Consider the following 25,555-nt stretch of genomic DNA (forward strand, 5'->3'; position numbering starts at 1 on the left):
CCACCCGGACCGGTGCGGCAAGTCACGAGGGGTCGAACACCCCGGCGAGCATCCTCAGGATCACGCCGTCGGCGGTGCGCAGCACCACCGGGCGCTCGTCGGGCTCGACCCGTTCGGCGAGCTTGAACATCGCGTCGGCGGTCTGGGCGGCCATCCGGAACGTCAACGTGACCGGCGCGTCGCCCCGCACCGCGAAGCGGCCCAGGAACAGGTCGCGCAGCCGTTCGGCCATCAGCTCGTACTGGTCGACGGAGGCGTCGAGGCGGTGGCCGTCGAGCAGGTCGCTGAACCGCACCCGGCCGAAACCGGGCAGCTCGACCAGCATCCGCAGGTAGATGCCGACGACCTGCTGCACCGCTTCCCGCCAGTCGTCGGCGAGCCGACCCTCGGTGAACAGCGTTTCGACCCGGCCCAGGTACTCCTCCATGCCGCGCAACGCCAGCGCGTGCACAACAGAGCGCTTGTCCGGGAAGTATTGGTAGAACGATCCAATTGGCACGCCTGCGAGCTCGACGATCCGAGCGGTGGTGATGTCGTCGTAGTCGTAGTCGTTGAGCAGCGTCGCGCAGGCATCCACAATCGCGGACACCGTCGCGGCCCCGCGCTGCTGAACGGGCTGACGACGCATCACCTTGGCTAAGCGGTTTTCGGCGGGATTTTCTGGCACGGGCACATCTTGATGGATACGGACCGGTAAGCCCAAACAGACGATTCCGGAATGTGATGTGAGCTTTGTTCATCTTTCGGTTCGGATTGTTGGGGGGCAAAACTATTTGCATACCCTCACTGATCCGCCGCGAACCCCCACGATCTCACGGGATCACCGAATCCGACCGGCCCGTCATCGTGATCCGCGCTGCGCCGGAACCGGTTCTTGCAGTTCACCGGGCGTCTCACCGGCCGGAACGGTGGTCGGCCGCCGTTCGGTCGAAGCCGCGCCGACGATCGGCGCCCCCGGCCGACGGCGCGGTGGCCGAGTCACGTAGGGGCCGACCAGCCGGACCAGCACCAGTCCCGGCGCGACCAGCGGCACCACCGCCGACAACGCCACCGCGGTCGCGCCGGCACGCGCCACGTCCCGCGGGATGACCGCGACCCGGTCCACCACGAACGCCCGCCGCCCGGTCAGCGACACCAGCCCCATCACCGCCAGGAACACGGCGAGGGCCAGCAACGCCCACCGCACCGCCACGTAGCCGACGTCCTCGGCCGCCGCCATCACCGCGAGCCAGCCGACCAGCGCGGGCGACTGGCCGCCCGGGCTCGTCATCGCCCACAGCAGGCCGCCCACCACCGCCAGGAACCCGGTGCGGCCGTCGAACCAGGACCGCGTCGCGTCCAGCCACCCCGTCGGCAGGCCCGCCCAGCGCACCGGCAGCACCTCCAGCGGGCTGGGCGCGCCGAACGCCTGCCCCACCACCCACACCAGGGACCACGCCGAGACGACCACCGCGAACCCGAGCTGCCACCTCGGCCGGTCGACCGCGATGCGGCACAGCCTCGCCAACTCCCGGCGCTTCTCCTTCACGCGTCCCAGCCTGCCGGAGCGACCCGGTCGCGCGATCCGGTTTCACCCGCGTGCCTTCGTACAGCCGCTCATCGGGTGGTGGGCCCTCACCGGGTGTGCTCCGCGCACCGCAACCCTCTCGGGTGATCTACCCCGGCTCGGCGACGCACCGCCGCGGCGCAGGCCACATCATGTCGAGCGGACCCGACCCGATCACGATGAGGAGGCGCTCGTGCGCAGGCTGCTACCCGCACTGCTGGCGGTGCTGTCGATCACCTGGGCGACCGGCGCGGCGACCGCCGAACCGGACTTCGAGTACGTCGCACTGGGCGACTCGTCCGCCGCGGGACCGCTCATCCCCCAGCAGGACGCGGAGGACCCCGGCTGCCTGCGGTCGACGCGCAACTGGCCGGCCGCGCTGGCCGAGCGCACCGGGGCGCGGCTCACCGACATGACGTGCTCCGGCGCCGTCACCGAGAACCTGGCCGAGCCCCAGGCGACGGTCCGGGGCACGCACGAGCCGCAGGCGGACGCGCTGAGCCCGTCGACCGACCTGGTGACGCTGACCATCGGCGGCAACGACGTCGGGTTCGTCGAGCTGGCGAAGAGCTGCGTCAACGTGCTGCCCGAACCGGTGGGCACGTCGTGCCGCGACCAGCTCACCGCGAACGGGCGGGACGAGCTCGCCGAGCGGATCGACGCCTACGCCGCCGAGTTCGCCGCCGCGCTCGACCTGATCTCGGACCGCGCGCCCGAGGCGCGGATCGTCATCGTCGGCTACGGCACCTACATCCGGCCCGGCGGCTGCTACCCGGACCAGCCGATCTGGGGCCGTGACGCCGACTACCTCCAGGGCGGCCTCCACCGGCTGAACGAGGTGTTCGCCCGCGAGGCGGAGGAGCACGGCGTGGAGTTCGTCGACATCGCGGCGCCCAGCGCGGGCCACGACGCGTGCGCCCCGGCGCGGGACCGCTGGTTCGAGGGCGTCGCGGCGACCGGCCCGGTCGCGCCGCTGCACCCGAACGCGGACGGCATGGCCGCCATCGGCGCGATCGTCGCGGACCGGTTGTAACGCCAGCTCACCGGGACCAGGCCGCCGCCGAGCACCCGCTCGGCGGCGGCCTTCGCACATCACGGGGTCGGGCGAGGATCGCGGGGTTTGTTCACGCACGGGCGCCAAGAACGTGTAGTAGATTAGACGTTCTGCGCAGGACGGGCGCAGGAGTGTGCCCGCTAAGAACCGTCAGCCGCAATGTGAGACAGGCTGATAAACCACGCTATCCAGAAATGAGGCACGTTGTCAAGCCCCTCCGATGACCTCCGGCTCGCGGAAACCGAGTCGGAGCAGGAATACGTGTCGATGCTGTACGGCAGGCTGGACGACCTCCGCGAGCAGAGCTCGAAGCGCCTGGCCGGCGCGCTGCGGCAAACCGGCGGAACGCACCAGATGCGGTCCGAGCGGGACACCTCGGTGGCCATGTACTCCGACCAGTTGGCGCAGTACAGCGCGGTGGAGAACGGGTTGTGCTTCGGCCGGCTCGACTTCCACACCGACGAACGGTTCTACATCGGCCGGATCGGCTTGTTCGACGAGGACAAGGAGTACGAGCCGCTGCTGATGGACTGGCGCGCGCCCGCCGCCCGCCCGTTCTACCTGGCCACCGCCGCCGCGCCGGACGGCGTGCGCCGGCGCAGGCACCTGCGGACCAAGCAGCGCAAGGTCGTGGGCTTCGACGACGAGCTGCTGGACATCAACTCGGTCGACCCGAACCGGCCGTCCGAGGGCCTGACCGGTGAGGCCACCCTGCTGGCCGCGGTGAACGCGAGCCGCACCGGCCAGATGGGCGACATCGTCGCGACCATCCAGGCCGAGCAGGACAAGATCATCCGCACCGAGCTGAACGGCGTGGTCGTCGTGCAGGGCGGTCCGGGCACGGGCAAGACCGCGGTCGCGCTGCACCGCGCCGCCTACCTGCTCTACACGCACCGGCGGCAGCTGGCCAAGCGCGGCGTGCTGGTGGTCGGGCCCAACGCGACGTTCCTGCGCTACATCGGGCAGGTGCTGCCGTCGCTGGGCGAGACCGGCGTGCTGCTGTCGACCGTCGGCGAGCTGTTCCCCGGCCTGACCGCGGTGGGCCGCGAGCCCGCCGAGGTGGCCGCGCTCAAGGGCCGCATCGAGATGGCCGACGTGGTGGCGCACGCGATCCGGGACCGGCAGGAGGCGCCGAGCCTGGTCGAGGTCCCGTTCGACCAGGACGTGCTGCGGCTGGACCGGCGGGCGATCAGCGACGCCCGCGGCCGGGCGCGGCGGACCCGGCGACCGCACAACGAGGCGCGGCGCACGTTCCAGCGGGAGATCATCTCCACGCTGGCCTCGCAGGCGGTGTCCCGGCTGGGCAGGCACCTGCTCGACCAGGCCGACATCGACGACATCCGGCGCGAGCTGCGCGAGGACCCGGCGGTGCAGGCCGCGATCGAGAAGCTGTGGCCGACGTTGACGCCGCAGCGGCTGCTGGAGGACCTGTACGCGTCGCCGAAGCTCATCGCCAAGGCCGCGCCGAAGTTCACCCCCGCCGAGCGCGAGCTGCTGGCCCGCCCGCGCGGCGCCGAGTGGACGCCCGCCGACGTGCCGCTGCTGGACGAGGCGGCCGAGCTGCTCGGCGAGGACGACACCGAGGCCAAGGCGCGGGCCGAGCGGCAGCGGCGGCAGGCGATCGACTACGCGCAGGGCGTGCTGGACATCCTCGACCTGGAGGACGACGCCGACCCGGACATCCTGATGGCGACCGACCTGGTCGACGCCTACCGGCTGGCCGAGCGGCACGGCGCGGAGCGCTACGAGACGGCGGCCGAGCGCGCGGCGGCGGACCGGACCTGGACGTTCGGGCACGTGATCGTGGACGAGGCGCAGGAGCTGTCGCCGATGGCGTGGCGGACGCTGATGCGCCGGTGCCCGTCCAAGTCGATGACCGTGGTCGGCGACATCGCGCAGACCGGCGACATCGCGGGCGCGTCGTCGTGGCACGAGGTGCTGTCGCCGTACGTGATGGACCGCTGGAAGCTCACCGAGCTGACGGTCAACTACCGGACGCCGTCGGAGATCATGGCCGTCGCGGCGGACGTGCTGGCGTCGGTCGACCCGGACCTGGTGCCGCCGACGTCGGTGCGGGACAGCGGTTTCCAGCCGTGGGCCCTCCGGGTGCCGTCGGTGGCCGAGGCGCTGCCGTCGTTGGTGGGCAAGGAGGTCGCCGCGATCGGGGACGGCAAGCTGGCCGTGATCGTGCCCGCCGCGTCGGTGGCGTCACTGCGCTCCACCGTGCCGGGCGCCTCCGACGACCTCGACGCGCAGGTGGTCGTGCTGGGCGTGACGGACGCGAAGGGCCTGGAGTTCGACTCGGTGTTGGTGGTCGACCCGGCGGGCATCCTCGCCGAGTCGCCGCGCGGCGCGAGCGACCTGTACGTGGCGCTGACCCGGGCCACGCAGCGGCTGGGCGTGGTGCACACCGGCGACCTGCCGGAGGTGCTGGGCAGGTTGTCGCCTACCGGCTGACCGGTTGAGCGGTGAGGTCCGGTCGGTGCACTTGCTCGGCACCGACCGGACCTCACCGCCTCACACCGCTGCTACTTGTTCCACCGTGCTCGCCGGCGTCCGATGCCGATGAGCGCGGCGCCCAGCGCCAGGAACAGTGCTCCCACGCTCACCAGCAGGCCGAGCGGGCTGGTCGATCCCGTGTAGGCGAGTTCGTCCGGGTGGTGCGGGACGTGCCCCGGTGGTATCGGACCCCCGGGGTGGGAAGTCGTACTGGTGGGAACGCCCGTCGTCGTGGTGGTCGTGCCGGTCGTCGTCGTGGTCGGCGCCGTCGTCGTGGTGCCGGTCGTCGTGGTGGTCGGCGCCGTCGTCGTGGTGCCGGTCGTCGTGGTGGTCGTGCCGGTCGTCGTGGTGGTCGTGCCGGTCGTCGTCGTGGTCGGCGCCGTCGTCGTCGTGCCGGTCGTCGTCGTGGTCGGCGCCGTCGTCGTCGTGCCGGTCGTCGTGGTGGTCGTGCCGGTCGTCGTCGTGGTCGGCGCCGTCGTCGTCGTATCGGTCGTCGTGGTCGTGGTGGTGGTCGTCGGCGTCGTCGTGTCCGTCGTGGTGGTCGTCGTAGCGGTCGTTGTGCTAGTCGTCGTCGTGGTCGTCGGAACGGGCTCGCACACGTCCGTGGTGAACGTGTTGTCGTCCAAGGTGACCGAGCCGTTGCGCGCCAGCGCGCGCCCCTGGACGTCCGCACCCGTGTTCACCGTGATCGACGTCAACGCCATGATCGTGCCGACGAAGTCGGAGTTCGTGCCGAGTGTCGCGGAACTGCCCACCTGCCAGAAGACGTTGCACGCCCTGGCGCCGTTGATCAGGCTGACCACGCTGGCCGAGCCGGTGATCAAGGTCGAGGGGATCTGGAAGATCCAGACCGTGTTCGGGTCGCCCTGGCCGTCGAGGGTGAGCGTCCCGTTCAACTCGGTCGCCCCGGATGCCCCGTACACGCCGCCTACCAGCGTCAGCCCGACGAGGTCCGCGGGGAGCGCCTGCCCGGTGGGAGCCCGTCCTGCGGCGTCGTCGTAGGCGACCGTCAGGTCGGCTTGTGCTTGAGCCGCCACCGCGTCGTTCTGGTGCGTGGTCCCACCGACGATCCCTGGTGGGAAGCCCGTGATGGAAGTACCGGGACTGACGCCGAGGTCGCCGCTCAGGACGGTGTCACCGGTGTTGGTGACCGACTGACCGCCCAGCACCGAGAAGCTCTCCGCCACACCGAGCTCGACCGGCGCCTCGACGGCGTGCGCTGCGGGCGGTCTCGCCAACGTGCCGATCAAGGTCACGATGCTCACCATCGCGCCGAGTGCCACTACCGCGACCCAGCGGCGGCGCCAGGTCTCCCCGACGAACGTCCTCGTGGGTTTGCCGTCCATCCGTATCGCCTTCCCGTCGATCAATCGACCGGGCCGGTACGACTCGGCCGGTGCGCTCGGGGTCCGGGTCTGCTGTGCAAGCCGGACGAGCGACCTGCCTGCACAGTCCACACTGGACTTGAATCGACGGCCCCACCGCCCCGATCGCTGTCGGGAGACGTTATGAGCGTGCTTGACCCCTCGCCACGCGGAGCCACCGAATCCACCTGACGGCGCGAATAACCACCCGAACGGGTCGCTCATCCCGGACTGGAGGCACAGGAGACGTCCTCAGCCGAGCAGCGAGACTTCGCGGGTGAGCGGTGACCGACAGGTCACCGGATAAGGGCGTAGCCGAGGGCGGCGGCGGCCACGCCGGTGGTGAGGCTCGCGGCGACGTTGGCGAACGCCTGCCGGTAGCGGCCGTCCTCGGTCAGCCGGACGGTCTCGTAGCTGAACGTGCTGTAGGTGGTGAGGCCGCCGCACAGGCCCGTGCCGAGCAGCGCGACGAGGTGGGGCGACGCGCCCGCGACGCAGCCCAGCACGAACGAGCCGACGACGTTGACCGCGAAGGTGGCCCAGGGGAACGACCGCTGGAGCACCCGGCTCGCGCCGTACCGCAGCGACGCGCCGACCGCCGCGCCGGCGAAGACCAGCAGCACGGTCACGGCGCCACCCGGCGGGTCACGGCCATGGCGGCGAACGTCGCACCCAGCGCCAGGAGCAGCGTCCCGAACAGGTAGGCCAACGCGGTCAGGCCGCCCAGCCGCACCGCGTCCAGCGCGTAGCCGGAGAACGTGGTGAAGCCGCCCAGCACGCCGATCCCGAGGAACGGCCGCGCGAGCGGGTGCAGGCGGGGCACCAGGACCATCAGCACCCCGATCGACGCGCAGCCCACGACGTTGACCAGCAGCGTGCCCCACGGACCGGGCGTCACCGCGGTCAGGCCGTAGCGCGCGAGGCCACCGAGTCCGCCGCCCAGCGCGACGGCGGCGACGGTGCGGGCTTCAGTGCGCACGCAGGTGGTCCACCAGGTGGTCGAGCGCGGCCAGGGCGCGGACCACGTCGGCGCGCTCGCCCGGGTCGAGCTTGTCCAGCGCGGAGCCGATGCGCTTCTCGTGCGCGGCCTGCCAGACGGCGAGCTGCTCGTGCCCCTGGGGCGTCACGGAGAGCCGGGCCACGCGGCGGTCGCTGGGGTCGCCGCCCCGTTCGACCAGGCCGTTCTCGATGAGCTGGCCGACGAGCCCGCTGACCGTGTTCGGCGCCAGCCGCAACTCGGCCGCGAGGTCGCCCACGCGCATCGGAGGGCGCTCGGCGAGCGTCTGGAGCAGCTCGACCTGCGCCATCGGCAGGGAGTCCCACGGCCATTCCGACCGGATGCTCGTGCGCAGTGCCCGGCGGAGCCTCGTGACCACGTCGGTGAGCGAGCGTGCCTCGTCTGACATGCGGGAAGGGTACTGGGTCGCACCATGTCGGGCACCGATCCAGTCTGCGGGCGAGGGATCGTCCGCCGCGGCGGTTCGCGTCCGCCCCTCGCCGGCCGCCGCAGACGCTCCACCTGCGGCGGAACACTTCGGCCGGCCACGAGAACAGTGGGTCCGGGTGCTGCGGGAGGCCGGTTCGACGCGAGCCGCGTCACACTCCACCCGCCCGCATCGCGGGACGGTCCGGCCGCATCACCCGAGCGGGCGCCTCACCGTCCACAGTGGCCGGACCGGACGTCCGCCGGGTGTCACGGCCGCCCACTCGGGATGAGGACCGAGAGTGGCAACCGACACACTCACAGTGATCACCTGGCTGATCGTTTGTACGCCGATCGGGGACAAGCGTCCCCGTCCCCTGCCCTCTGGTCCCGCCGGGTCAGTAACCTCGCCCCGGTGGGGCGAAGGGCTCGCACGAGCACACACACGGGTGAGGAAGCGGTGGCGGAACGGCGGAGCTGGGTCCCCGACGAGGTCGACACCGGTCTGCCCAGCGCCGCGCGGCTCTACGACTACCTGCTCGGCGGCGGCCACAACTTCGCCGCCGACCGGGAGCTCGCGGAGAAGTTCCTCGCGGCCCAGCCCAACGCCCGCACCATCGCCCGCCTCAACCGCGCGTTCCTGCGCCGGGCCGTGCTGCACCTGGTCGACGCGGGCGTGCGGCAGTTCCTCGACCTGGGCTCCGGCATCCCGACCGTCGGCAACGTGCACGAGATCGCGCAGAGGGCCGCGCCCGAGTCGCGCGTGGTGTACGTGGACTACGAGGACGTCGCCGTCGCGCACAGCCGGATGCTCCTGGCCGACGACGACCGGTCCGCGATCCTGCAAGAGGACATGACCGACCCGGACGCCGTGCTCGCGGGCGTGCGCGACACAGGTCTGATCGACTTCGCCGAGCCGATCGGCGTGCTCACCGTCGGGGTCTTCCACTTCGTGCCGCCCGACCGCGATCCGACCGGCGTGGTCGCCGCGTACCGCGACGCCGTGCCGCCGGGCAGCCACCTGGCCCTGTCCCAGTTCACCTCCGACCTGCAACCCGAGGAGATGTCCGGGGTCGTGGCCGTGATGCGCGACAGCGCGAACCCGATGTACCCCCGCACCCACGCCGAGATCAGCGCCTTCTTCGAGGGTTTCGAGCTGGTCGAGCCGGGCGTGGTGCCGCTGCCGCGGTGGCGGCCGGAGGAAGGCTCCCTCGAGGAGGACGCCGACCGGGCGGGCATCTTCGCCGGGGTGGGGCGCAAGGCGTGAGCGACGTGTCGCCACCCGCTCGGACCCGGCGGCAGGACATCGCGCGCGAGTGGATGCGGGCGGTCTACCCCACCGCGTACGTCCCGATGTCGCCGATCGAGATCGAGCTGTTCCTGCTCGACCTCGTGGACCTGATCGCCGACGCCGTCCAGGCCGAGCCGTTCGCCGTGGACCCGGTCGACGTGGTCGGCCACCGGCTGGTCCAAGCCCACTTCACCGGCCCGGACACGTTGCAGCGCACGGTGGACGTGCTCGGGCACGCCCTGCTGTTCAGCCCCGAGCTGCGCGACGTGCCGCGGTTGGCGGAGAAGGTCGTCGCCATCCTGGGCAGCGTCAGCACCGGCTTCGCCACCGCGATGCGACTGGACGCGTTCGACCAGCAGGAAGAGGTCAAGCGCGCGCTCCTGGCGGCCAAGCTGCGCGCCGAGCGCGTGCTCAAGGTCAGCGAGGCCCGGTTCCGCGAGGTGTTCGACTCCTCCGCGTTCGGCATCGTGATCACCGACCTGGGCGGCCGGTGCGTCGAGGTGAACGAGGCGCTGGCCGAGATGATCGGCCGCGACCGCGGCGAGCTGACCGGCCGGCGGCTGGTCGAGCTGTTCGACCCGGAGGACGCCCAGGGGCTGGCGACCAGGTACCGGGCGGTGGGCGAGGGCCGGGTGGCGCGCGTGCGCGAGCAGCGGCGGTTGCTGCGCGAGGACGGCGAGCCGGTGTGGGTGCACCTGGCGGTGTCGTTGCTGCGCGACGCGGACGGCGAGCCCGCGTACCACGTCACCATGGTCGAGGACGTCAGCGAACTGCACCTGCTCCAGAAGAACCTGGACTTCCAGCTGCTGCACGACTCGCTCACCGGCCTGTCCAACCGGCAGCGCTTCGCCACCCGGCTGGAGGCCCTGCACGGCACGTCCCGCGGCGGCATCACGCTCTACCACCTCGGCCTGGACGCGTTCTCGCTGGTGAACAACGGCCTCGGGCACGCGGTCGGCGACCGGCTGCTCACCGAGGTCGGCCACCGGCTCGAAGCCGTCGTGGCGGACGAGGTCGCGCTGGTCGCGCGGATGGGCGGCGACGAGTTCGCCATCGTGGTGGACAACGCGCCGGGCACGCCGACCGTGCCCGTCATGGTCGACCGGATCAACGAGGCGTTGCAGCGGCCCATGGACAACGGCGTGGCCGTGTCCGCGTCCATCGGCGTGGTCGACCGGCCGCCCGCCGGGTGGGACGTCGCGGAGGTCCTGCGCGCGGGCGACGCGACCCTGCGCCGCGCCAAGGCGGGCGGCAAGCGGCAGTGGCTGACCTACGACGGGCACGCCGACCAGGTGCTGCGGGAGCGGCAGGCGCGGGCCGCGCGGATGCCCGGCGCGCTGGCCGAGCGGGAGCTGGAGGTCGAGTACCAGCCCGTGGTCGGCCTGGCGGACGGGCGGGTGCTCGGGCACGTGGCCCGGCTGCGCTGGGACGGCGCCGGGCACGACGAGTGCGTGGAGCTGGCCGAGGAGACCGGGTTGTCCCTGGCGCTGGGCCAGTGGGCGCTGCGCGAGGCGGCGGGCGACGCGACCGGTCCGGAGTCGTTCGGCACGCTGTTCTTCGAGCTGTCGCCGATGCAGTCGCGCGACGAGGACCTGGTCCGCACGGTGAAGCGGACGCTGGACGAGACCGGGCTGCCCGCGTCCCGGCTGCGGATCTTCCTGGACACCCGCTCGATGCTCGAAGGTTCCGGCGAGGACAACGCGCAGGTGTTGCGGGACAACGGGATCGCCACCGGGCTGACCCGGTTCAACGGCGGCCAGGCCGAGCTGTCGCTGCTGGACGAGCTGCCGGTGGACGCGCTGGTGCTCGACCCGTCGGTGGTGCGCCGGCTCGCCGAGCGGCCCGAGTCGTTCCTGCACACCGCGGTGGAGCGGATGGTGGCGCTGCTCCGCTCGTCCGGGGTGTCGGTGCTGGTGCCGGACCTGTCCACGGAGGACCGGGCGCGGTGGTGGACGCGGGTCGAGGCGGACGCCGCGTTCGGCGACCACCTCGCGCCCGCCGTGCCGCCCTACGAGTTGGCCTAGACCTGCTTCACCGCGGCCAGCAGCTTGGTCAGCGACTCCTTGGCGTCGCCGAACAGCATGGTCGTCTTCGGGTTGTAGAGCAGGCTGTTGTCCACGCCCGCGAAGCCCGGCCGCATCGAGCGCTTCATGAACACCACGGCCTTGGCCCGGTCCACGTCGAAGATCGGCATGCCGTAGATCGGGCTGCTCGGCTCGTCCCGCGCGCCCGGGTTGACCACGTCGTTCGCACCGACCACCAGCACCACGTCGACGCTGCCGATGCCGGGGTTGACGTCGTCGAGCTCCTTGAGGTGCTCGTACGGCACGTCCGCCTCGGCGAGCAGCACGTTCATGTGGCCCGGCATCCGGCCCGCGACGGGGTGGATGCCGTAGTGGACGGTGATGCCGCGCTGCTCCAGCACCTGCGCCAGTTCCCGCGCCGCGTGCTGGCCCTGCGCCACGGCGAGGCCGTAACCGGGTACCACCAGCACGGAGTGGGCGTAGCCGAGCAGGATCGCCACGTCCTCGACGGTGCCGGCGCGGACGGTGCGCTGCTCGTCGGTGGCCGCCGTCGCCGTGGTCGTCTGGAACGCGCCGAACAGGATGTTGGTCAGCGGCCGGCCCATGGCCTGGGCCATCAGCCGGGTCAGGATCGTGCCGGACGCGCCGACGAGCGTGCCGGAGACGATCAGCAGGGTGTTGGCCAGCACGTAACCGGACGCGGCGACGGCCAGGCCGGTGAACGCGTTGAGCAGCGAGATCGCGATCGGCACGTCCGCGCCGCCCACCGGCAGCACGAACAGCACGCCCAGCGCGAGACCGGCCAGCGCCAGCAGCACCAGCAGCACGCTGTTCCCGGTCAGCACGACCGACAGCGCGAGCAGCGCGCTCACCGCGGCCACGCCGATGGCGAGGAACTGGCCCGCGGGCAGCAGCACGGGCCGGGTGGTCATGATTTCCTGGAGCTTGAGGAACGTGACCACGCTGCCGGAGAAGCTGACCGAGCCGATCAGCACGGTGAGCACGGTGGCGACCTGGAACAGCACCGAGCCGTGCGGCACGGCCAGGAACTCGGTCAACGCCACCAGCGCCGCCGCCGCGCCGCCCACGCCGTTGAACAGCGCCACCATCTGCGGGATCGCGGTCATCTTCACCGACCGCGCGGCCGGGATGCCCACGGCCACGCCGACGAGGACGGCGAGCAGGATCAGCAGGCCGTTGTGCACGGCGCCGTGCACGTAGGCGGTGACGACGGCCAGCGCCATGCCCGCCGCGCCGAGCAGGTTGCCCGCGCGGGCGTGCTTCGGCGTGCTCAGCCCCTTGAGCGCCAGCACGAAGCACAGCGCGGCGACCAGGTACGCGAGCTGGACCCAGGTGGGGCTCACTCCCCCACCTCCTTGTGCCCGTTGGACGCACTCTTCACGGGCTTGCCCTTGTGGCCCTTGAACATCTCCAGCATCCGGTCGGTGACCACGAAGCCGCCGACCACGTTGACCGTGGCCAGGAAGACCGCCAGGAGGCCGAGGGTGACCTCCAGCGCGTGCTCGGCGCGGCCGGTGATGAGGATGGCGCCGACCAGGATCACGCCGTGGATCGCGTTCGCGCCGGACATCAGCGGCGTGTGCAGGATCGTGGACACCTTGGACACGACCTCGAAGCCGACGAACACGGCCAGCACGAAGATCGTCAACAGGTCGATCACGGCAGCTCCCTCCTCAGCTCTCCCGCGTGCGTGAGGCAGCAGCCGGACAGCACCTCGTCGGTGAGGTCGGGGACCACCCGGCCGTCCTTGGTCATCATCATCAGGAGGTTGGCCACGTTGCGCGCGTAGAGCCTGCTGGCGTGCACGGGCATGCTGCTGGGCATGTTCTTCGCGCCGTAGACCAGCACCTCGCCGACCCAGGTCTCCTCACCCGGGCTGCTCGCGGTGACGTTGCCGCCGGACTCGGCGGCCAGGTCGACCACCACCGAGCCCGGCGCCATCGCCTTGAGCATGTCGTTGGTGACCAGCACGGGCGCCTTGCGGCCCGGGATGGCGGCGGTGGAGATCACCACGTCGGAGGCGGCGACCCGGTCCGCGATCAGCTCGCGCTGGCGCTCCAGGAACGTCTCCGACTGCGCTTCGGCGTACACGCCCCGCTGGGTTTCGAGGTCCAGTTCGAGGAACCGCGCGCCGAGGCTCTTCACCTCTTCCCTGGCGGCGGCGCGCACGTCGTAAGCCTCGACCACGGCGCCGAGGCGTCGTGCCGTGGCGATGGCCTGGAGGCCGGCCACGCCCGCGCCGAGGACGAGCACCTTGGCGGGCGGGATCGTGCCCGCCGCCGTGGTGAACATGGGCAGGAACTTCGGCAGCCGGCTCGCCGCCTCCATCACCGCCCGGTAGCCCGCCACGAGGGCCTGCGACGACAGGGCGTCCGCGGACTGCGCCCGGGTCACCCTGGGCAGCAGGTCGAGGCTGAACGCGGTGACCTTCCGGTCCTTGAGCACCTCGACGAGCTCGGGCTCGGCGGCCGGTTGGAGGAAGCTGATGGTGATGTCGCCCTCGCGGAGGGCGGCGGCCTGCTCGGGGGTCGGCGGTTGGACGGAGACGACCACGTCGGACTGCCCGGCCGGGTGGTCGGCGATGACGTTCGCACCGGCTGCGCGGTAGGCGGCGTCCGAGGCGTGGGCGTGTCGGCCCGCTCCGGCTTGCACGTCGACCGTGAGTCCGGCACCGATCAGCGTGGTCACCGTTTCCGGTAGACCGGCTACGCGGCGCTCAGCGGGCCGCGCCTCGACGGGTATGCCCACTCTCACGGAGAGTCACCCTAGCCGCGCTGAGGTGATCTACGCCACACATGGACTTTAACGTTAACCGTACATACGTCTTGCTGAGACGTTCAGTGGATCACCGGGCAGACGCCCGTGGTGTCGCCGGGGAAGAAGTTGGGCACCAGCTCGCGCTTGTCGTAGTACCGGTGGAAGACGCTGGTGATGCCGCTCGACATCGGCGGCACGATCCACGTCCAGTCCGCCGGGCACGACCGGCCCGCCGCCTCCTCCTTCTTGAGGTGCGTGAGGAACCGGTCGGACTCGGTGTGGTGGTCGGTGATCGTCACGCCCGCCCGGTTGAACGAGTGCAGCACCGCGCGGTTCAGCTCGACCAGCACGCGGTCCTTCCACAGCGTCTGCACCGACGAGGTGTCCAACCCCATCCGCCTGCCCAGGTAGGGCAGCAGGTCGTAGCGGTCGACGTCGGCGAAGTTGCGGGCGCCGATCTCGGTGCCCATGTACCAGCCGTTGAACGGCGCGGCCGGGTAGTCGATCCCGCCGATGCGCAACCGCATGTTGCTGATCGCGGGCACGGCGTGCCAGCGCAGCCCGAGGTCGGCCAGCCACGGCAGCTCGGGGTGGCCGATCGGCACCTCCAGCACCGCGTCGGGCGGCAGCTCGACCAGGGCGGGCTCGGCGTCCTCCCGCTCCACGATCAGCGGGAGCACGTCGAACGGTCCGCGCCGGGCGGGCGGGCGCCACCCCATGTCGATCGCCGCGGCGGTCAGCTCGGCGTTGCGCCGGTCGCCCAGCACGCCGCCGTCCGAGCCGACGTAGCCCGCGTACCGGATCAGCTGCTCGTTGCGGATGCGCGGCGCGGGCCTGCCGGGCTCGTCGGGCGCGAACACGCTGATCACCGGGCGGACCTTGCCGCCGTTGCCGGCGAGCTTGAGGTGCTCGACGCACTCGTCCGCGATCTCCTTGGGGTCGCGCAGGTCCCGCAGGTCGCGGACCTTGAGGCTGCGCCAGTACAGCCGGCCGATGCAGCGCGCGCTGTTGCGCCACGCCACCCGTGCGCCGAACGTCAGCTCGTCGGGCGTGTGGCGGTAGGTGCCGGTGGCGGCGACCTCGGCGTGCATCTCGGCGAGGCGGTACTCGACGGGACCGAGCTCGGGGTGCTCGGAGTGGTGCAGTCGGAGGAACTCCTCGGCCTCGGCGAGGTCGACGGCGGGTGCGGCGGAGTCGTGCAGGGGAATGGCTTCAGCCGGACTCGGGGGGACGGGGGCCATGGCGGGACACCGTAGTTGGACCTTCGCCGTCGCTGCACCGCCGTGCCGGGTGCCGAAGTGCCGTGAGGACCGACCGGCGATGGCGGACAGTAAGTGCTTGATCGCGCAGAAGGGTGACACATCCTGCGAAAACGAGTGATATTGGATCGTTATCCGCCCGAATCGCGGCGGTTACTTGTGATTTACCTCACAGCAGCATATTCACCTATCGGGTGACAACGACGGCGGCGTCCACGCCATGAACTTCGCCATCCCGCGCAGCCCGATCGACGGCGGGACGGCGCGCACGGCGGTGTCGCGCACCTTCACGAGCACCGGGTTGCGCAACTTGTGCCCCACCCGACCGAGCATCCGCGACGCCTTCGCCATCGACTGGGTGCGCGGCCGGCGTTGCCGGTCGTACTCCGCGAGCGCGCTCGGCACGTCGTCGGCGCGGGCGCACGCCGCGGCCAGGACCACGGCGTCCTCGATCGCCATGCACGCGCCTTGACCCAGGTAGGGCGTCATCGCGTGGGCCGCGTCGCCGAGCAGCGCCACCCGGCCGCGCACGTAGGTCGGCAGCGGCGCGGCCAGCTCGTGGATGTCGTGCCGCAGCACGGCGTCCGGCGGCGTGGCGTCCAGCAGGTCGGGGATCGGGTCGTGCCAGTCGGCGACGAGCCGGCGGACCTCGCCCAGCTCGTCCGCCGAACGGCCGCCGGCGGGCGCGATGGTGGCCGCGTACCAGCAGACCCGGCCGTCACCGAGCGGGAGGACGCCGAACTCGGTGCCGGGGCCGAGGGTCTGGCTCAGACCGAGGTCCCGGGGGAACGCGGCCGTCGTCACGCTGCGCCACGCCGTCGTGCCCGCGTACACCGGCTGGGGCATCCCGGGGAACAGCGCCTGCCGGGTTCGGCTGCGCAGGCCGTCCGCCGCGACCACGAGGTCGGCGTCCAGGTCGTCCGCGGACGTCACCTCGGTGTCGGTGACCAGGCACGCGGACGGCAGCGCCGACCGCAGCACCCGGTGCAGGTCGGCCCGGTGCACCGCGACCACGTGGTCCTCGGGCGAAGCGTCGACCCGCGTCAGCGTCCGGCCCCTCGGGTCGCGGATGCCGCCGGGCACGCGGGGCGTGCCGATCCGCCGCACGTCGTCGGCCAGCCCGAGCGCCGCCAGGGCCCGCAGGGCGTTCGGCATCACGCCGACGCCCGCGCCGACCTCGCCGAACTCCGGTGCGCGTTCCAGCACCTCGACCTCCCAGCCGACCTGCCGCAACGCGACCGCCGCCGTGACACCCCCGAGGCCACCGCCCACCACGACCGCTTTCATGCCCACTCCTTCTACAGCTGTAGATGCCAGTACTCTACAGCTGTAGAAGGAGGACGCACTGTGACGGAGCGCATGGCGGCCCTCGCCGACGCGGCGATCCACGTGGTGGCCACCAAGGGCATGCGCGGGCTGACCCACCGCGCGGTGGACGCGCAGGCGGGCGTGCCGACCGGCTCGACCTCGGCCTACTTCCGCACCCGCAAGGCGCTGGTCGAGGGCGTCGTGCAGCGGCTCGCCGACCTGGACGACGCCGAGGTGGCGGAGGCGGGGCTGAGCGTCACGCTCGACCCCGACCTGCTCGCCGAGGCGGTCGCGCACGTGCTGGACCGGTGGATGACCACCGGCCGGGAGCGCACGCTGGCCCGGTACGCGTGCCTGCTGGAGGCCACCCACCACCACGAGCTGCGCGGCGTCCTGGCCCACGGCGAACGGCCGCGCGCCCAGGCGCGGGAGCTGCTGGCGGCGTTGGGCGCGCCGGACCCGGAGCGGCAGAGCCGGGAGCTGGTGGCGTTCGTGGACGGTCTGGTGTTCGACCGGCTGGTGGGCGCGGGCGCGCTCGGCGCACCGGCTCCCGGGACGCCGGAGAGCGTGGCCGAGCTGACCGCGGCGGTCCGGGCGGCGCTGCGCGGCGTGCTCGGGAAATGAGTGGCGCCCGTCGCTAGTGTCGTAGGCATGTGGATGTTCCGGGTCCTCTACCTCTGAGCGAAGGCAGCCGTCCACCCCCACGCGTGACGCGTGACGGGGTTTTCGAGCCGACCCTTCACCCATGCGGAGATTCCCGTGTCCCACATCGCTTTCTTCAACATCCCCGGCCACGGCCACGTCAACCCGACGCTGCCCGTCGTCACCGAGCTGGTGAACCGCGGCCACCGGGTCAGCTACGCGGTCGACCCCGGTTTCGCGGACGTCGTCGAGCGGGCCGGCGCGCGGCCGGTCGTCCACCCCACGACCCTGCCCACCGACGACCAGCGCTGGCCGACCGAGCTGGCACCGGCCATGCACCTGTTCCTGGCCGAGGCCCGAACGGTGCTGCCGGTGCTGGAGGCCGCGTACGCCGATGACCGGCCGGACGTCGTCGTGTACGACATCGGCGCGTGGACCGCGCGCGTGCTCGCGGGCCGCTGGGGCGTGCCGGCCGTCCAGTTCTCCCCCACCTTCGTCACGTACGAGGGCTGGGAGGAGGAGATGGGCGACATGGTCGACCAGCCCGAGGTGCGCGCGTTCTACGAGGAGCTGGACGAGTGGCTGGCCGCCGAGGGCGTGGCGACCCCCGGCCCGGCCTACGTCGCCGACCCGGACCGGGCGGTGGTGAGCATCGCGCGGTCGTTCCAGCCCAACCACGAGTCCGTGCACCCGAAGTACGCGTTCGTGGGACCGTGCCTGAGCGACCGGTCGTCGTTCCAGGGCACGTGGGAGCGTCCCGCGGACGACCGGCCGGTGCTGCTGATCTCGCTCGGGTCGGCCTACACCGACGAGCCGGAGATCTACCGGCGGTGCTTCGAGGCGTTCGGCGACCTGGACTGGCACGTGGTGATGAGCATCGGCAAGCACGTCGACCCGGTCGAGCTGGGCGAGCCGCCGGCCAACGTGGAGCTGCACCGGTGGGTGCCGCAGCTGGAGATCCTGTCGCACGCCAAGGTGTTCATCACGCACTGCGGGATGGGCGGCACGATGGAAGGGCTCTACCACGGCGTGCCGATGATCGGGCTGCCGATGATCGGCGAGCAGGCCATGAACGCGCTGCGCCTGGTCGACCTCGGCGTCGGCAGGCACATCCCGCGCGACGAGGTCACGGCCGCCGGGCTGCGGTCGGCCGTGCTGGAGCTGGCCGACGACCCGGAGGTGGCCCGGCGGCTCGCCGCGATCAAGGCCGAGATCCGGGCGGCGGGCGGAACGGCCGCGGCGGCCGACGTGATCGAGGCCGAGCTGAGGTAGCGCGAAGGGGGCGGTGCGCGTCGGCACCGCCCCCCTCGCTCGTCTACGCGGACCGCTCGGAGCTGCCCAACCGGGGGAACGGGTCGGTCGAGAACACGACCTCCACCGGCACCTCGAAGTACTGCGCGATGCGCAGCGCCAGGTACAGGCTGGGGCTGTACTCGCCCCGTTCGAGGTAGCCCACGGTCTGGTAGTGGATGCCCAACGCCTCGGAGAGCTGCCGGCGTGACACACCCCGTTCCGCGCGCAGCATCGCGATCCGGTTGTAGACGCTTTCGCTCATCGCACCCTCTGCAACGCCGCCTGTCGGCGCTGCTCCATATCCGATCCGGACTCCCGGCGAGCCATCCGACGCAGGATCGTAGGCGCTAGCACGAAACCGACCACCGCCCACACCCCGAGCACGCCCGCCATCCCCGCGATCCGCCAGGTGCCGCCGAGCTCCGCGGCCGCCGCCGCGTCCGGCAGCAGCGCCGCCCTGGCGCCGTGCCCCGCCCAGTACACCGGGAACACCTGCGCCACGCCCTGCAACCAGCCCGGCATCGCGGTGATCGGGTAGAAGATGCCCGAGATCGCGATGATGCCCATCATCGGCAGCATGGTGATGCCCATCGCGCCGCTGGGGCTCTTGGTGATCGACCCGGCCACCGCGCCCCACGGCAGCATCGACGCCATGCCGAGCGCCAGCACCGCGAGCAGGCCGAGCACACCGCCCACCCCCGCGCCCTCCAGCACGTCCACCAGCAGCAGGCCGGGCACCAGCACGACCACCAGACCGGACAACGAGTCCAGCGACGTCTGCACGGTGCGGCCGACCAGGTAGCCGATCATGCCGTTCGGCACCGCCTTGGCGCGCAGCAGCGTGCCGTCCTCCCGGTTGATGGCGAGCTGGCCCGCGGGCCCGACCAGCGCGCCGAACACCATCCCCATGCCGAGCATGCCGGGCAGGGTGAGCGCGGCGAGCGAGACGCCGGAGCCCTCGACCGACGAGTCGCGCTGGAACCACAGCACGACCAGCGCGGCGAGCCCGGTGAACAGGTTGTAGAACTGGTCCGAGCTGCCCATCGAGTGGCGGAACTCGCGCACGCCGCGGTCCACGCCGAGCCGGATCGCCTGCGCCTTGGCGTTCACCGCAGCGCCACCTCCTCCTCCGTCGCCTGCCCGCTCTCGTGCCGCTGCACGAGTGCCATGTAGGTGTCCTCCAACGTGCTGCGGCGCACCTCCAGCTCGGAGATGCCGCTGGTGTGCTGGCGGAACAGGTCGCGCACGAACGCCGTCGCGTCGTCGGTCGTGTGCACGTGCCGCAGGCCGTCGTGCGTCCAGCGGACCTCGGACTTGCCCGCCACCTCGCGGCTGAGCCGGTCGGGGCTGCCGTCGGCGATGATCCGGCCGCCCGCGAGCACCAGGATGCGGTCGGCCAGCTTCTCCGCCTCGGCCAGGTCGTGGGTGGTCAGCAGGATGGTCATGCCTTCCAGGTCCGACAGCCGGTGCACCAGGTCGTGGAAGTCGCGGCGCGCGTGCGGGTCGAACCCGGCGGTCGGCTCGTCCAGGAACAGCAGGTCGGGTTTGCCGACGATGCCGATCGCCACGTCCAGCCGCCGCCGCTGGCCGCCGGACAGGCCGCTGATCTTCTTGTGCGCGTGCTCGGCCAGGCCGACGGTCTCGATCAGCTCGTCGGTGTCGAACGGCCGCGACTGGCCCGGCGTGGCGTAGGGCTCGTAGTAGCGGCCGAGGTGGTGCAGCAGCTCGCGCACCTTCCAGCGGCCGTGGTCGCGCCAGGACTGGAGCACCACGCCGAGCCGGGCGCGCCAGGCTTCGTCACCGGTCGCCGGGTCGACGCCCAGCACCCGGACGTGCCCGCCGGAGGGCAGCCGGAAGCCCTCCAGGATCTCGATCGTCGTGGTCTTGCCGGCGCCGTTGGGCCCCAGCAGGGCCACCACCTCGCCCGGCCCCGCGGTGAAGTCCACCCCGTGCAGCACGTCCGTCGTGCCGTAGCGCATCCGCAGATCGCGCACCTCGATGACCAAGGACCCCTCACCTCCCCGTGTTGGAGTTCTTGGGCATTTTGTAGCACACCTGCTATCAGTCGTACTACACCCCTTCCCTACGCCATATTTACTTCACGGGTTCGTGAAACTTCTGTATGTTGCGAAGTAGGTCCCTTAACGCACTGGGAGGTGTGCGAGATGACCGAAACGCTGTACTCCGAGCTGCCCACCCAACGCACCACGGCGTTCGACCCGCCCGCGGAGTTGGGGTTGCTCCGCGAACGGGCGCCGATCAGCCGGATGAAGTTCCCCGACGGGCACCTGGGGTGGCTCGTGACCAACTACGAGCTGGCCCGCGAGGTGCACGCGGACCGGCGGTTCAGCAGCCGGGTCGAGCTCCAGCACTCGCCGCGGATGGTCGCGGGCCAGCCGGTGGCGCAACGGCCGCCGGCCAAGCCGGGCATGTTCATCGGGATGGACGCGCCCGACCACACCCGGTACCGCAAGCTGCTCACCGGGCAGTTCACCGTGCGGCGGATGAACCAGCTCATGCCGCGGATCGAGCAGATCGTGGCCGAGCACCTGGCCGCGCTGCGCGCGTCCGGGTCGCCCGCGGACCTGGTGGCGAACTTCGCGCTGCCGGTGCCGTCGATGGTGATCTGCGAGCTGCTGGGCGTGCCCTACGAGGACCGGGAGTCGTTCCAGCAGGACACGGCGAAGCTGCTGAGCCTGGACTCCACGATGGACGAGATCATGGCGGCGTTCGAGCGGCTGGAGGAGTTCGTGCTCCGGCTGGCCGAGCGCAAGCACGTGGAGCCGGGCGACGACATGCTGACCGGGCTCGTCGCCACCGGCGAGCTGACCGACTCCGAAGTCGCCAACATGGGGTTGCTCCTGCTCGTCGCGGGCCACGAGACCACGGCGAACATGCTGGGCATCGGGACGTTGCTGCTGTTGCAGCGGCCCGACCAGCTGGCGGCGCTGCGGGCGGACCCGTCGTTGGTGGACAACGCCGTCGAGGAGCTGATGCGGTACCTGACGATCATCCAGTTCGGCACGCTGCGCACGGCGCTGGAGGACGTGGAGATCGGCGGCGTGGTGGTCCGGGCGGGCGAGTCGGTCTCCATCTCGGTGGCCGCCGCCAACCGGGACCCGGCGCGGTTCGAGCGGCCGGACGAGTTCGACGTCCGCCGATCCGCGTCCGGGCACCTCGGGTTCGGCCACGGCGTGCACCAGTGCCTGGGCCAGCAGCTGGCCCGGATCGAGATGCGGGTCGGGTTCAGCGCGCTGTTCCGGGAGTTCCCGGACCTGCGGCTGGCGGTGCCCGCGGAGGATGTCAAACTGCGCACCGACATGGCGATCTACGGGGTGCACGAACTGCCGGTGGAGTTCTCGTGAAGATCGAAGTCGATCCGGACCGCTGCGCGGGATCGGGCATGTGCGCGCTGACCGACCCGGCGGTGTTCGACCAGGACGAGGCGGACGGGACGGTCGTGCTGCTCGAGCCGTCACCGACGGGCGAGCACGAGAAGGCGGCGCGTGAAGCGGCGCACCTGTGCCCGGCCGGGGCCATCCGCGTCGTGGGGTGATCAGAGCTGCCGGGGCCGTCCACGGGCGGTCCCGGCGGCGGTCGGCCGGTGACCGTGAGGCGGTCGCGCGGCGGTCGCTCAGAGCGACAAGTGCACGCGCAGGGCGTCGTCGAGCTGCTTGAGCACCGCGGGCGGCAGGCCGCCGATCCGGGCGCGGAGCCGGGCCGCGGAGACCGTGCGCACCTGCTCGGCCTGGGCCTTCGAATCCGCGCCGAGCCCGCAGTCCTTGGCGGGCAGCAGCACCTGGAACGGGTACACCTTCGCGGTGTTGGAGGTGATCGGGACCACGGTCACCACACCCCGGCCGCCCCGTCCGGCGGCCCGGTTCGCCGCGTCGTTGCTCACGACGACGGCCGGGCGGATCTTGTTCGCCTCGGCGCCCTGCGCCGGCTCCAGGTCCACCCAGTAGATGTCACCTCGCCGCATCGTGGACACCGTCTGGCGCGGTCACGTCCCACATGTCGGCGTCCCCTCCGGCTTCCCACTCTTCCCACGCGCTCGCGTAGGCGTTCTCCAGACCCGCCTCGCGCAGCAACGTGATCGCCTGGTGGATCACCGACGACCGGGAGGCGCTCCGGTGTTGCCGCAGGTAGCGATCAACGAACTCTACGTCCTCCTCGGGGAGGCTCACACTGATTTTCATACCACCGATGCTACCTCCGGTCCTACCGGGTAGGAACCCGGCCGGCGAGGGCCCGCGCCGCTCGTGGGAGGGCGGGCCATTGCGCTCGCAATCGCCCGCCCCGGTGACCTCGCGCGGCGTCAGCCCACCTCGATCTCGTGGATGGCGGGCACCACGTTCTCGCCGATGACCCGCAGCATGTCGTCGTAGTCGGTGAAGGTGTTGATGCGCAGGATGATGTGCCGGCACCCCGCCTCGACGAACTCGCGCAGGTGCTCGACCAGGCCCTTCTCCGTGCCGCCGAAGTAGTTCTGGTAGTTCGACATGGTGGTCTGGGGCAGCTGGTAGTAGCGCGTGGTGTAGTCGTTGAGCGCCGCTTCGCCCGAGGCGGTGTCCTGGCCGATGTTGACGTCGATGTACATCGTCGGGCGGATGTCGTCGGGGTTGCGGCCGAAGTTCTCCGCGTGCTCCCGGATCCGGCCGAGCGAGTGGCGGTAGCCCTCCGCGTCGATGTGCACCGGCATCCAGCCGTCGTACATCTCGGCGGTGCAGCGGACGGCCTTCGGCTTGCCGTTGCCGACCAGGTAGATGCCGGGACCGCCCTGGGTCTTCGGCGGGCCCTGCTGACGCAGCTCGTTCAGGTCGTAGTATTGGCCCTTCAGGTCGCCCTCGCGGCCTTCCCACACCGTCTTGAACGCCCGCACCATCTCGTCGACGCGTGATCCGCTCGGTGTAGGACATCAGGACCAGGTCGCTCTCGTTGTTCACCGGCAGCGGCTCGCCCATGCCCAGGCCCATCTTCAACCGGCCGTTGCCGAGCTGGTCCAGCGGCGTGATCGCGTGCGCCAGCGACTTCGGCTCCCGCAGCACGGCCGTCAGCGCCGCCGTGCCGATGGTGACGTTCTCGTCACCATCGAGATCGCACCCAGCAGCGCCAGCGGCTCCAGGCGCGGCCGGGTGACGAAGGAGTCGCCGACCCACACCGAGTCGAACCGCAGCTCCTCGACCTTGCGCGCCAGGCTGATCAGCGGGGCCGCCGCGTCGGTCGGGTACAGCATCGAGTACTCACGGACAGGCAGCGCGACACCAATTTCTGCGCCCACACTGGACTCCTCTCAAAGAATTCCCACAACCGTCTCCCGCCGGATGCCACTAATTATTAGCACACCGCTGAAAGAAACCGCTTCTTCTCACATGCCCTACCCGTCAGACCTCAACGGGAACACGAAGTCGCAGGTCAAAACCACTTCGCCGACTGTCGAACAATGACCCGAGAAGCAATAGTCACGGACGCCGGCCGGAAGTGGCCGACGTTCGCGACTATTGCGCGGTTGCCGTTGTGCAGCAGTTTGTGCAGTTGTCGAGCGCCCGTCGCCCTAAGCCTTCTCGGCCTGCGGGACGGCGGCGGCCGGCTGCGGCGCGGCGGCCGGGGCGGCGGCAGCCGGACGCTTGCTCGGCATCGCCAGACCGATCAGCATGCCGACGAACGCCAGGATGGCGACCGCGGTCATCGAGCCGGAGAAGCCGTCGGCGAACGACTCCGCCGTGGCGTAACCGCCGACGGCGCCGAACACGGCGACCGACACCGAGGTGCCGAACACGCCGCCGAACATGCGCAGCATCATGAACACACCGGACGCCTGGCCGATCTGCTGCGGCTGCACCGCGCTCACGACGGCCTTCTGCGCGGCCGGCATGGCCGCGGTGATGCCGACCGAGCCGATGACCAGCGCGGGCAGGATCTCCAGGTACGAGGTGTCCGTGTCGATGGCCATCGCCATCCACGCCATGCTGACCGCCTGGAGGAACAGGCCGCCGACGACGAACTTGCGCTCACCGACCTTGTCGACCAGTCGACCGGCGATCGGCGCGCACACCATGAGCGTGCCGGTCCACGGCATCAGCATGAGGCCGGCGACCAGCGGGCCGTGACCCTTGACGACCTGGAAGTACTGCGCGAGGAAGAACATCGTGCCGTACAGCGAGGCGAACACCGAGAAGTTCGCCGGGTTGGCGGTGGAGAAGGCGCGCAGCTTGAAGAAGGCCATCGGGACCATCGGCCGCGGCGTGCGCTTCTCGTAGAACACGAACGCGACCATGAGCGCGACGCCGATCACGATCGAGGCGACGACCTCGGCGCTGCCCCACCCGGCCGCGTTGCCGCGCACCAGGGCCCAGATGATGCCGAACGCGCCCAGGGTCACCAGGACGAGGCCGCCCAGGTCGAGCTTGTTGTTCGGGCCGGTGCTCTCGTCGACCTTGCGCGACGCGAGCAGGATCGCGACGATGCCGATCGGCAGGTTCAGCCAGAAGATCCACTGCCAGGCCAGGCCCTGGGCGATCGCGCCGCCGATGAACGGGCCGCTCAGCGTGGCCAGACCGGTCAGGCCCAGGTAGAGGCCCATCGCCTTGCCGCGCGTCTGCGGCGGGAACACCGCGGTGATCAGCGTGAGCGACAGCGGCAGCACCATCGCGGCCCCGGCGCCCTGGAAGGCTCGGGACACGATCAGGAAGACGATGTTCGGCGCCAGCGCACAGGCCACCGACGCGACGGTGAACAGCGCCAGACCGGTGTTGAACATCTTGCGGCGACCGAACCGGTCACCGAGTGCCGCGCCGGTCAGCAGCAACACCGCGAAGGTCAGGTTGTACGCGTTGACAACCCATTCCAGTTGTTCGATCGACGCCGTCAGGTCCGCGCGGATCGTGCTCAGCGTGGTGGTGACGACAAGGCTGTCCAGGGCCATCATGAACGACGCCAGTGAGGCGAGCCCCAATGTCCACGCCTGTTTGGACGACATTCGTCCTGTTTCGGTACTCACCGTTCTCCTTCGGTTTACTTCATCGGTAAAAAGTGCAGGCAGATGCCGTGGACGAGTGCCACAGCCTTGCCGTT

27 protein-coding genes and 1 pseudogene are annotated in these 25,555 nt (G+C 71.2%); 8 read left to right on the forward strand and 20 right to left on the reverse strand.

Annotated features, from left to right (window positions below):
• Nucleotides 1-22 precede the first annotated feature (22 nt).
• Both ACIQMJ_RS24490 and ACIQMJ_RS24495 read right to left on the reverse strand, forming a co-directional pair.
• Nucleotides 23-589: a TetR/AcrR family transcriptional regulator gene (locus tag ACIQMJ_RS24490; protein WP_499763323.1), complete on the reverse strand. Its 567-nt coding sequence runs from the start codon at nt 587-589 to the stop codon at nt 23-25.
• A 252-nt stretch (nt 590-841) separates the two neighbouring features.
• Entirely contained in the window at nt 842-1,528 is a 687-nt protein-coding gene (locus ACIQMJ_RS24495; RefSeq protein ID WP_499763324.1) for a hypothetical protein, read from the reverse strand.
• 211 nt (nt 1,529-1,739) lie between these two features.
• Between ACIQMJ_RS24495 and ACIQMJ_RS24500 the strand changes: the two genes are divergently transcribed.
• The gene (locus tag ACIQMJ_RS24500; protein WP_499763325.1) at nt 1,740-2,579 is read left to right on the forward strand and encodes an SGNH/GDSL hydrolase family protein; all 840 of its coding nucleotides are present in this window, start codon (nt 1,740-1,742) and stop codon (nt 2,577-2,579) included.
• A 225-nt stretch (nt 2,580-2,804) separates the two neighbouring features.
• Nucleotides 2,805-5,057, forward strand: a complete 2,253-nt coding sequence (locus tag ACIQMJ_RS24505; RefSeq protein WP_499763326.1) for a HelD family protein — start codon at nt 2,805-2,807, stop codon at nt 5,055-5,057.
• Between the two features lie 71 nt (nt 5,058-5,128).
• Here ACIQMJ_RS24505 and ACIQMJ_RS24510 read toward each other — a convergent pair whose 3' ends face one another.
• The 4 genes from ACIQMJ_RS24510 to ACIQMJ_RS24525 all read right to left on the reverse strand — a co-directional run bounded on the left by ACIQMJ_RS24510 (nt 5,129) and on the right by ACIQMJ_RS24525 (nt 7,869).
• The gene (locus ACIQMJ_RS24510) at nt 5,129-6,445 is read right to left on the reverse strand and encodes an ice-binding family protein (protein WP_499763327.1); all 1,317 of its coding nucleotides are present in this window, start codon (nt 6,443-6,445) and stop codon (nt 5,129-5,131) included.
• Between the two features lie 314 nt (nt 6,446-6,759).
• Nucleotides 6,760-7,092 carry a fluoride efflux transporter CrcB gene (gene crcB / locus ACIQMJ_RS24515; protein ID WP_499763328.1) on the reverse strand — a complete coding sequence of 111 codons (333 nt, stop codon included), beginning with the start codon at nt 7,090-7,092 and terminating at the stop codon, nt 6,760-6,762.
• Nucleotides 7,089-7,442, reverse strand: a complete 354-nt coding sequence (locus ACIQMJ_RS24520) for a fluoride efflux transporter FluC (RefSeq protein WP_499763329.1) — start codon at nt 7,440-7,442, stop codon at nt 7,089-7,091. The genes crcB and ACIQMJ_RS24520 overlap by 4 nt, the downstream gene beginning before the upstream one ends.
• Nucleotides 7,432-7,869: a MarR family winged helix-turn-helix transcriptional regulator gene (locus tag ACIQMJ_RS24525; RefSeq protein WP_053720039.1), complete on the reverse strand. Its 438-nt coding sequence runs from the start codon at nt 7,867-7,869 to the stop codon at nt 7,432-7,434. The genes ACIQMJ_RS24520 and ACIQMJ_RS24525 overlap by 11 nt, the downstream gene beginning before the upstream one ends.
• A 477-nt stretch (nt 7,870-8,346) precedes the next feature.
• Between ACIQMJ_RS24525 and ACIQMJ_RS24530 the strand changes: the two genes are divergently transcribed.
• Both ACIQMJ_RS24530 and ACIQMJ_RS24535 read left to right on the forward strand, forming a co-directional pair.
• Complete coding sequence (locus ACIQMJ_RS24530) at nt 8,347-9,153, forward strand: SAM-dependent methyltransferase (protein WP_499763330.1); 807 nt, start codon at nt 8,347-8,349, stop codon at nt 9,151-9,153.
• Nucleotides 9,150-11,201, forward strand: coding sequence for a putative bifunctional diguanylate cyclase/phosphodiesterase (locus ACIQMJ_RS24535; protein ID WP_499763331.1), 2,052 nt, complete (start codon nt 9,150-9,152; stop codon nt 11,199-11,201). Before ACIQMJ_RS24530 ends, ACIQMJ_RS24535 begins: the two co-directional genes overlap by 4 nt.
• Here ACIQMJ_RS24535 and ACIQMJ_RS24540 read toward each other — a convergent pair.
• From ACIQMJ_RS24540 to ACIQMJ_RS24560, 5 genes are all read right to left on the reverse strand, one after another.
• Nucleotides 11,198-12,565, reverse strand: a complete 1,368-nt coding sequence (locus ACIQMJ_RS24540; protein ID WP_499763332.1) for an NAD(P)(+) transhydrogenase (Re/Si-specific) subunit beta — start codon at nt 12,563-12,565, stop codon at nt 11,198-11,200. The two genes, ACIQMJ_RS24535 and ACIQMJ_RS24540, sit on opposite strands and share 4 nt — an antisense overlap.
• Nucleotides 12,562-12,882, reverse strand: coding sequence for an NAD(P) transhydrogenase subunit alpha part 2 (locus ACIQMJ_RS24545; RefSeq protein ID WP_499763333.1), 321 nt, complete (start codon nt 12,880-12,882; stop codon nt 12,562-12,564). The genes ACIQMJ_RS24540 and ACIQMJ_RS24545 overlap by 4 nt, the downstream gene beginning before the upstream one ends.
• Nucleotides 12,879-13,976, reverse strand: coding sequence for a Re/Si-specific NAD(P)(+) transhydrogenase subunit alpha (locus ACIQMJ_RS24550; RefSeq protein ID WP_499763334.1), 1,098 nt, complete (start codon nt 13,974-13,976; stop codon nt 12,879-12,881). The genes ACIQMJ_RS24545 and ACIQMJ_RS24550 overlap by 4 nt, the downstream gene beginning before the upstream one ends.
• A gap of 83 nt (nt 13,977-14,059) precedes the next feature.
• Nucleotides 14,060-15,220 carry a nitric oxide synthase oxygenase gene (locus ACIQMJ_RS24555; RefSeq protein WP_499763335.1) on the reverse strand — a complete coding sequence of 387 codons (1,161 nt, stop codon included), beginning with the start codon at nt 15,218-15,220 and terminating at the stop codon, nt 14,060-14,062.
• Between the two features lie 201 nt (nt 15,221-15,421).
• Nucleotides 15,422-16,525, reverse strand: coding sequence for an FAD-dependent monooxygenase (locus ACIQMJ_RS24560; protein WP_499763336.1), 1,104 nt, complete (start codon nt 16,523-16,525; stop codon nt 15,422-15,424).
• Nucleotides 16,526-16,585: 60 nt separating this feature from the next.
• Between ACIQMJ_RS24560 and ACIQMJ_RS24565 the strand changes: the two genes are divergently transcribed.
• Both ACIQMJ_RS24565 and ACIQMJ_RS24570 read left to right on the forward strand, forming a co-directional pair.
• A complete protein-coding gene (locus ACIQMJ_RS24565) occupies nt 16,586-17,170 on the forward strand; it encodes a TetR/AcrR family transcriptional regulator (RefSeq protein WP_499763337.1) in 585 nt (194 codons plus the stop codon).
• 90 nt (nt 17,171-17,260) lie between these two features.
• On the forward strand, nt 17,261-18,460 hold the full coding sequence (locus tag ACIQMJ_RS24570; RefSeq protein ID WP_499763338.1) for a macrolide family glycosyltransferase: 1,200 nt from the start codon (nt 17,261-17,263) through the stop codon (nt 18,458-18,460).
• A 43-nt stretch (nt 18,461-18,503) separates the two neighbouring features.
• Here the strand turns inward: ACIQMJ_RS24570 and ACIQMJ_RS24575 are convergent, their stop codons facing one another.
• From ACIQMJ_RS24575 to ACIQMJ_RS24585, 3 genes are read right to left on the reverse strand one after another with little or no spacing between them, the layout of a single operon-like run.
• Nucleotides 18,504-18,743: a helix-turn-helix transcriptional regulator gene (locus tag ACIQMJ_RS24575; RefSeq protein ID WP_033437276.1), complete on the reverse strand. Its 240-nt coding sequence runs from the start codon at nt 18,741-18,743 to the stop codon at nt 18,504-18,506.
• On the reverse strand, nt 18,740-19,591 hold the full coding sequence (locus ACIQMJ_RS24580; protein WP_499763339.1) for an ABC transporter permease: 852 nt from the start codon (nt 19,589-19,591) through the stop codon (nt 18,740-18,742). The genes ACIQMJ_RS24575 and ACIQMJ_RS24580 overlap by 4 nt, the downstream gene beginning before the upstream one ends.
• Nucleotides 19,588-20,460, reverse strand: coding sequence for an ABC transporter ATP-binding protein (locus ACIQMJ_RS24585; RefSeq protein WP_499763614.1), 873 nt, complete (start codon nt 20,458-20,460; stop codon nt 19,588-19,590). The genes ACIQMJ_RS24580 and ACIQMJ_RS24585 overlap by 4 nt, the downstream gene beginning before the upstream one ends.
• A gap of 186 nt (nt 20,461-20,646) precedes the next feature.
• Between ACIQMJ_RS24585 and ACIQMJ_RS24590 the strand changes: the two genes are divergently transcribed.
• Together ACIQMJ_RS24590 and ACIQMJ_RS24595 are read left to right on the forward strand one after the other, a co-directional pair.
• Nucleotides 20,647-21,846: a cytochrome P450 gene (locus tag ACIQMJ_RS24590; protein WP_499763340.1), complete on the forward strand. Its 1,200-nt coding sequence runs from the start codon at nt 20,647-20,649 to the stop codon at nt 21,844-21,846.
• Nucleotides 21,843-22,037 (forward strand): ferredoxin, encoded by a 195-nt coding sequence (locus ACIQMJ_RS24595; RefSeq protein WP_499763341.1) that lies wholly within the window; start codon nt 21,843-21,845, stop codon nt 22,035-22,037. Before ACIQMJ_RS24590 ends, ACIQMJ_RS24595 begins: the two co-directional genes overlap by 4 nt.
• 78 nt (nt 22,038-22,115) lie before the next feature.
• On the opposite strand, the gene ACIQMJ_RS24600 is transcribed toward ACIQMJ_RS24595, so the two are convergent.
• The 6 genes and pseudogenes from ACIQMJ_RS24600 to ACIQMJ_RS24625 form a co-directional block, all read right to left on the reverse strand.
• Nucleotides 22,116-22,463: a type II toxin-antitoxin system PemK/MazF family toxin gene (locus ACIQMJ_RS24600; protein ID WP_499763342.1), complete on the reverse strand. Its 348-nt coding sequence runs from the start codon at nt 22,461-22,463 to the stop codon at nt 22,116-22,118.
• Nucleotides 22,450-22,680, reverse strand: a complete 231-nt coding sequence (locus ACIQMJ_RS24605; protein ID WP_073886438.1) for a ribbon-helix-helix domain-containing protein — start codon at nt 22,678-22,680, stop codon at nt 22,450-22,452. Before ACIQMJ_RS24605 ends, ACIQMJ_RS24600 begins: the two co-directional genes overlap by 14 nt.
• 119 nt (nt 22,681-22,799) lie before the next feature.
• Complete coding sequence (locus tag ACIQMJ_RS24610) at nt 22,800-23,366, reverse strand: LLM class flavin-dependent oxidoreductase (RefSeq protein ID WP_499763343.1); 567 nt, start codon at nt 23,364-23,366, stop codon at nt 22,800-22,802.
• 118 nt (nt 23,367-23,484) lie between these two features.
• Nucleotides 23,485-23,529: pseudogene (locus ACIQMJ_RS24615) on the reverse strand (hypothetical protein); the annotation flags it as partial.
• A 5-nt stretch (nt 23,530-23,534) separates the two neighbouring features.
• A complete protein-coding gene (locus ACIQMJ_RS24620) occupies nt 23,535-23,762 on the reverse strand; it encodes a hypothetical protein (RefSeq protein WP_499763344.1) in 228 nt (75 codons plus the stop codon).
• A gap of 273 nt (nt 23,763-24,035) precedes the next feature.
• Nucleotides 24,036-25,460 carry an MFS transporter gene (locus ACIQMJ_RS24625; RefSeq protein WP_499763345.1) on the reverse strand — a complete coding sequence of 475 codons (1,425 nt, stop codon included), beginning with the start codon at nt 25,458-25,460 and terminating at the stop codon, nt 24,036-24,038.
• Between the last annotated feature and the right edge of the window lie 95 nt (nt 25,461-25,555).

The organism is Actinosynnema sp. NPDC091369, assembly GCF_044757065.1.
Lineage (GTDB): Bacteria > Actinomycetota > Actinomycetes > Mycobacteriales > Pseudonocardiaceae > Actinosynnema.

What these genes read in the sequence shown, in the direction of transcription:
- ACIQMJ_RS24555 (WP_499763335.1), bottom strand. Translation starts at nt 15,220, where the DNA reads ATGGCCCCCGTCCCCCCGAGTCCGGCTGAAGCCATTCCCCTGCACGAC.
- ACIQMJ_RS24610 (WP_499763343.1), bottom strand. Translation starts at nt 23,366, where the DNA reads ATGGTGCGGGCGTTCAAGACGGTGTGGGAAGGCCGCGAGGGCGACCTG.
- ACIQMJ_RS24510 (WP_499763327.1), bottom strand. Translation starts at nt 6,445, where the DNA reads ATGGACGGCAAACCCACGAGGACGTTCGTCGGGGAGACCTGGCGCCGC.
- ACIQMJ_RS24600 (WP_499763342.1), bottom strand. Translation starts at nt 22,463, where the DNA reads ATGCGGCGAGGTGACATCTACTGGGTGGACCTGGAGCCGGCGCAGGGC.
- ACIQMJ_RS24605 (WP_073886438.1), bottom strand. Translation starts at nt 22,680, where the DNA reads ATGAAAATCAGTGTGAGCCTCCCCGAGGAGGACGTAGAGTTCGTTGAT.
- ACIQMJ_RS24560 (WP_499763336.1), bottom strand. Translation starts at nt 16,525, where the DNA reads ATGAAAGCGGTCGTGGTGGGCGGTGGCCTCGGGGGTGTCACGGCGGCG.
- ACIQMJ_RS24575 (WP_033437276.1), bottom strand. Translation starts at nt 18,743, where the DNA reads ATGAGCGAAAGCGTCTACAACCGGATCGCGATGCTGCGCGCGGAACGG.
- ACIQMJ_RS24525 (WP_053720039.1), bottom strand. Translation starts at nt 7,869, where the DNA reads ATGTCAGACGAGGCACGCTCGCTCACCGACGTGGTCACGAGGCTCCGC.
- ACIQMJ_RS24585 (WP_499763614.1), bottom strand. Translation starts at nt 20,460, where the DNA reads ATGCGCTACGGCACGACGGACGTGCTGCACGGGGTGGACTTCACCGCG.
- ACIQMJ_RS24625 (WP_499763345.1), bottom strand. Translation starts at nt 25,460, where the DNA reads ATGTCGTCCAAACAGGCGTGGACATTGGGGCTCGCCTCACTGGCGTCG.
- ACIQMJ_RS24590 (WP_499763340.1), top strand. Translation starts at nt 20,647, where the DNA reads ATGACCGAAACGCTGTACTCCGAGCTGCCCACCCAACGCACCACGGCG.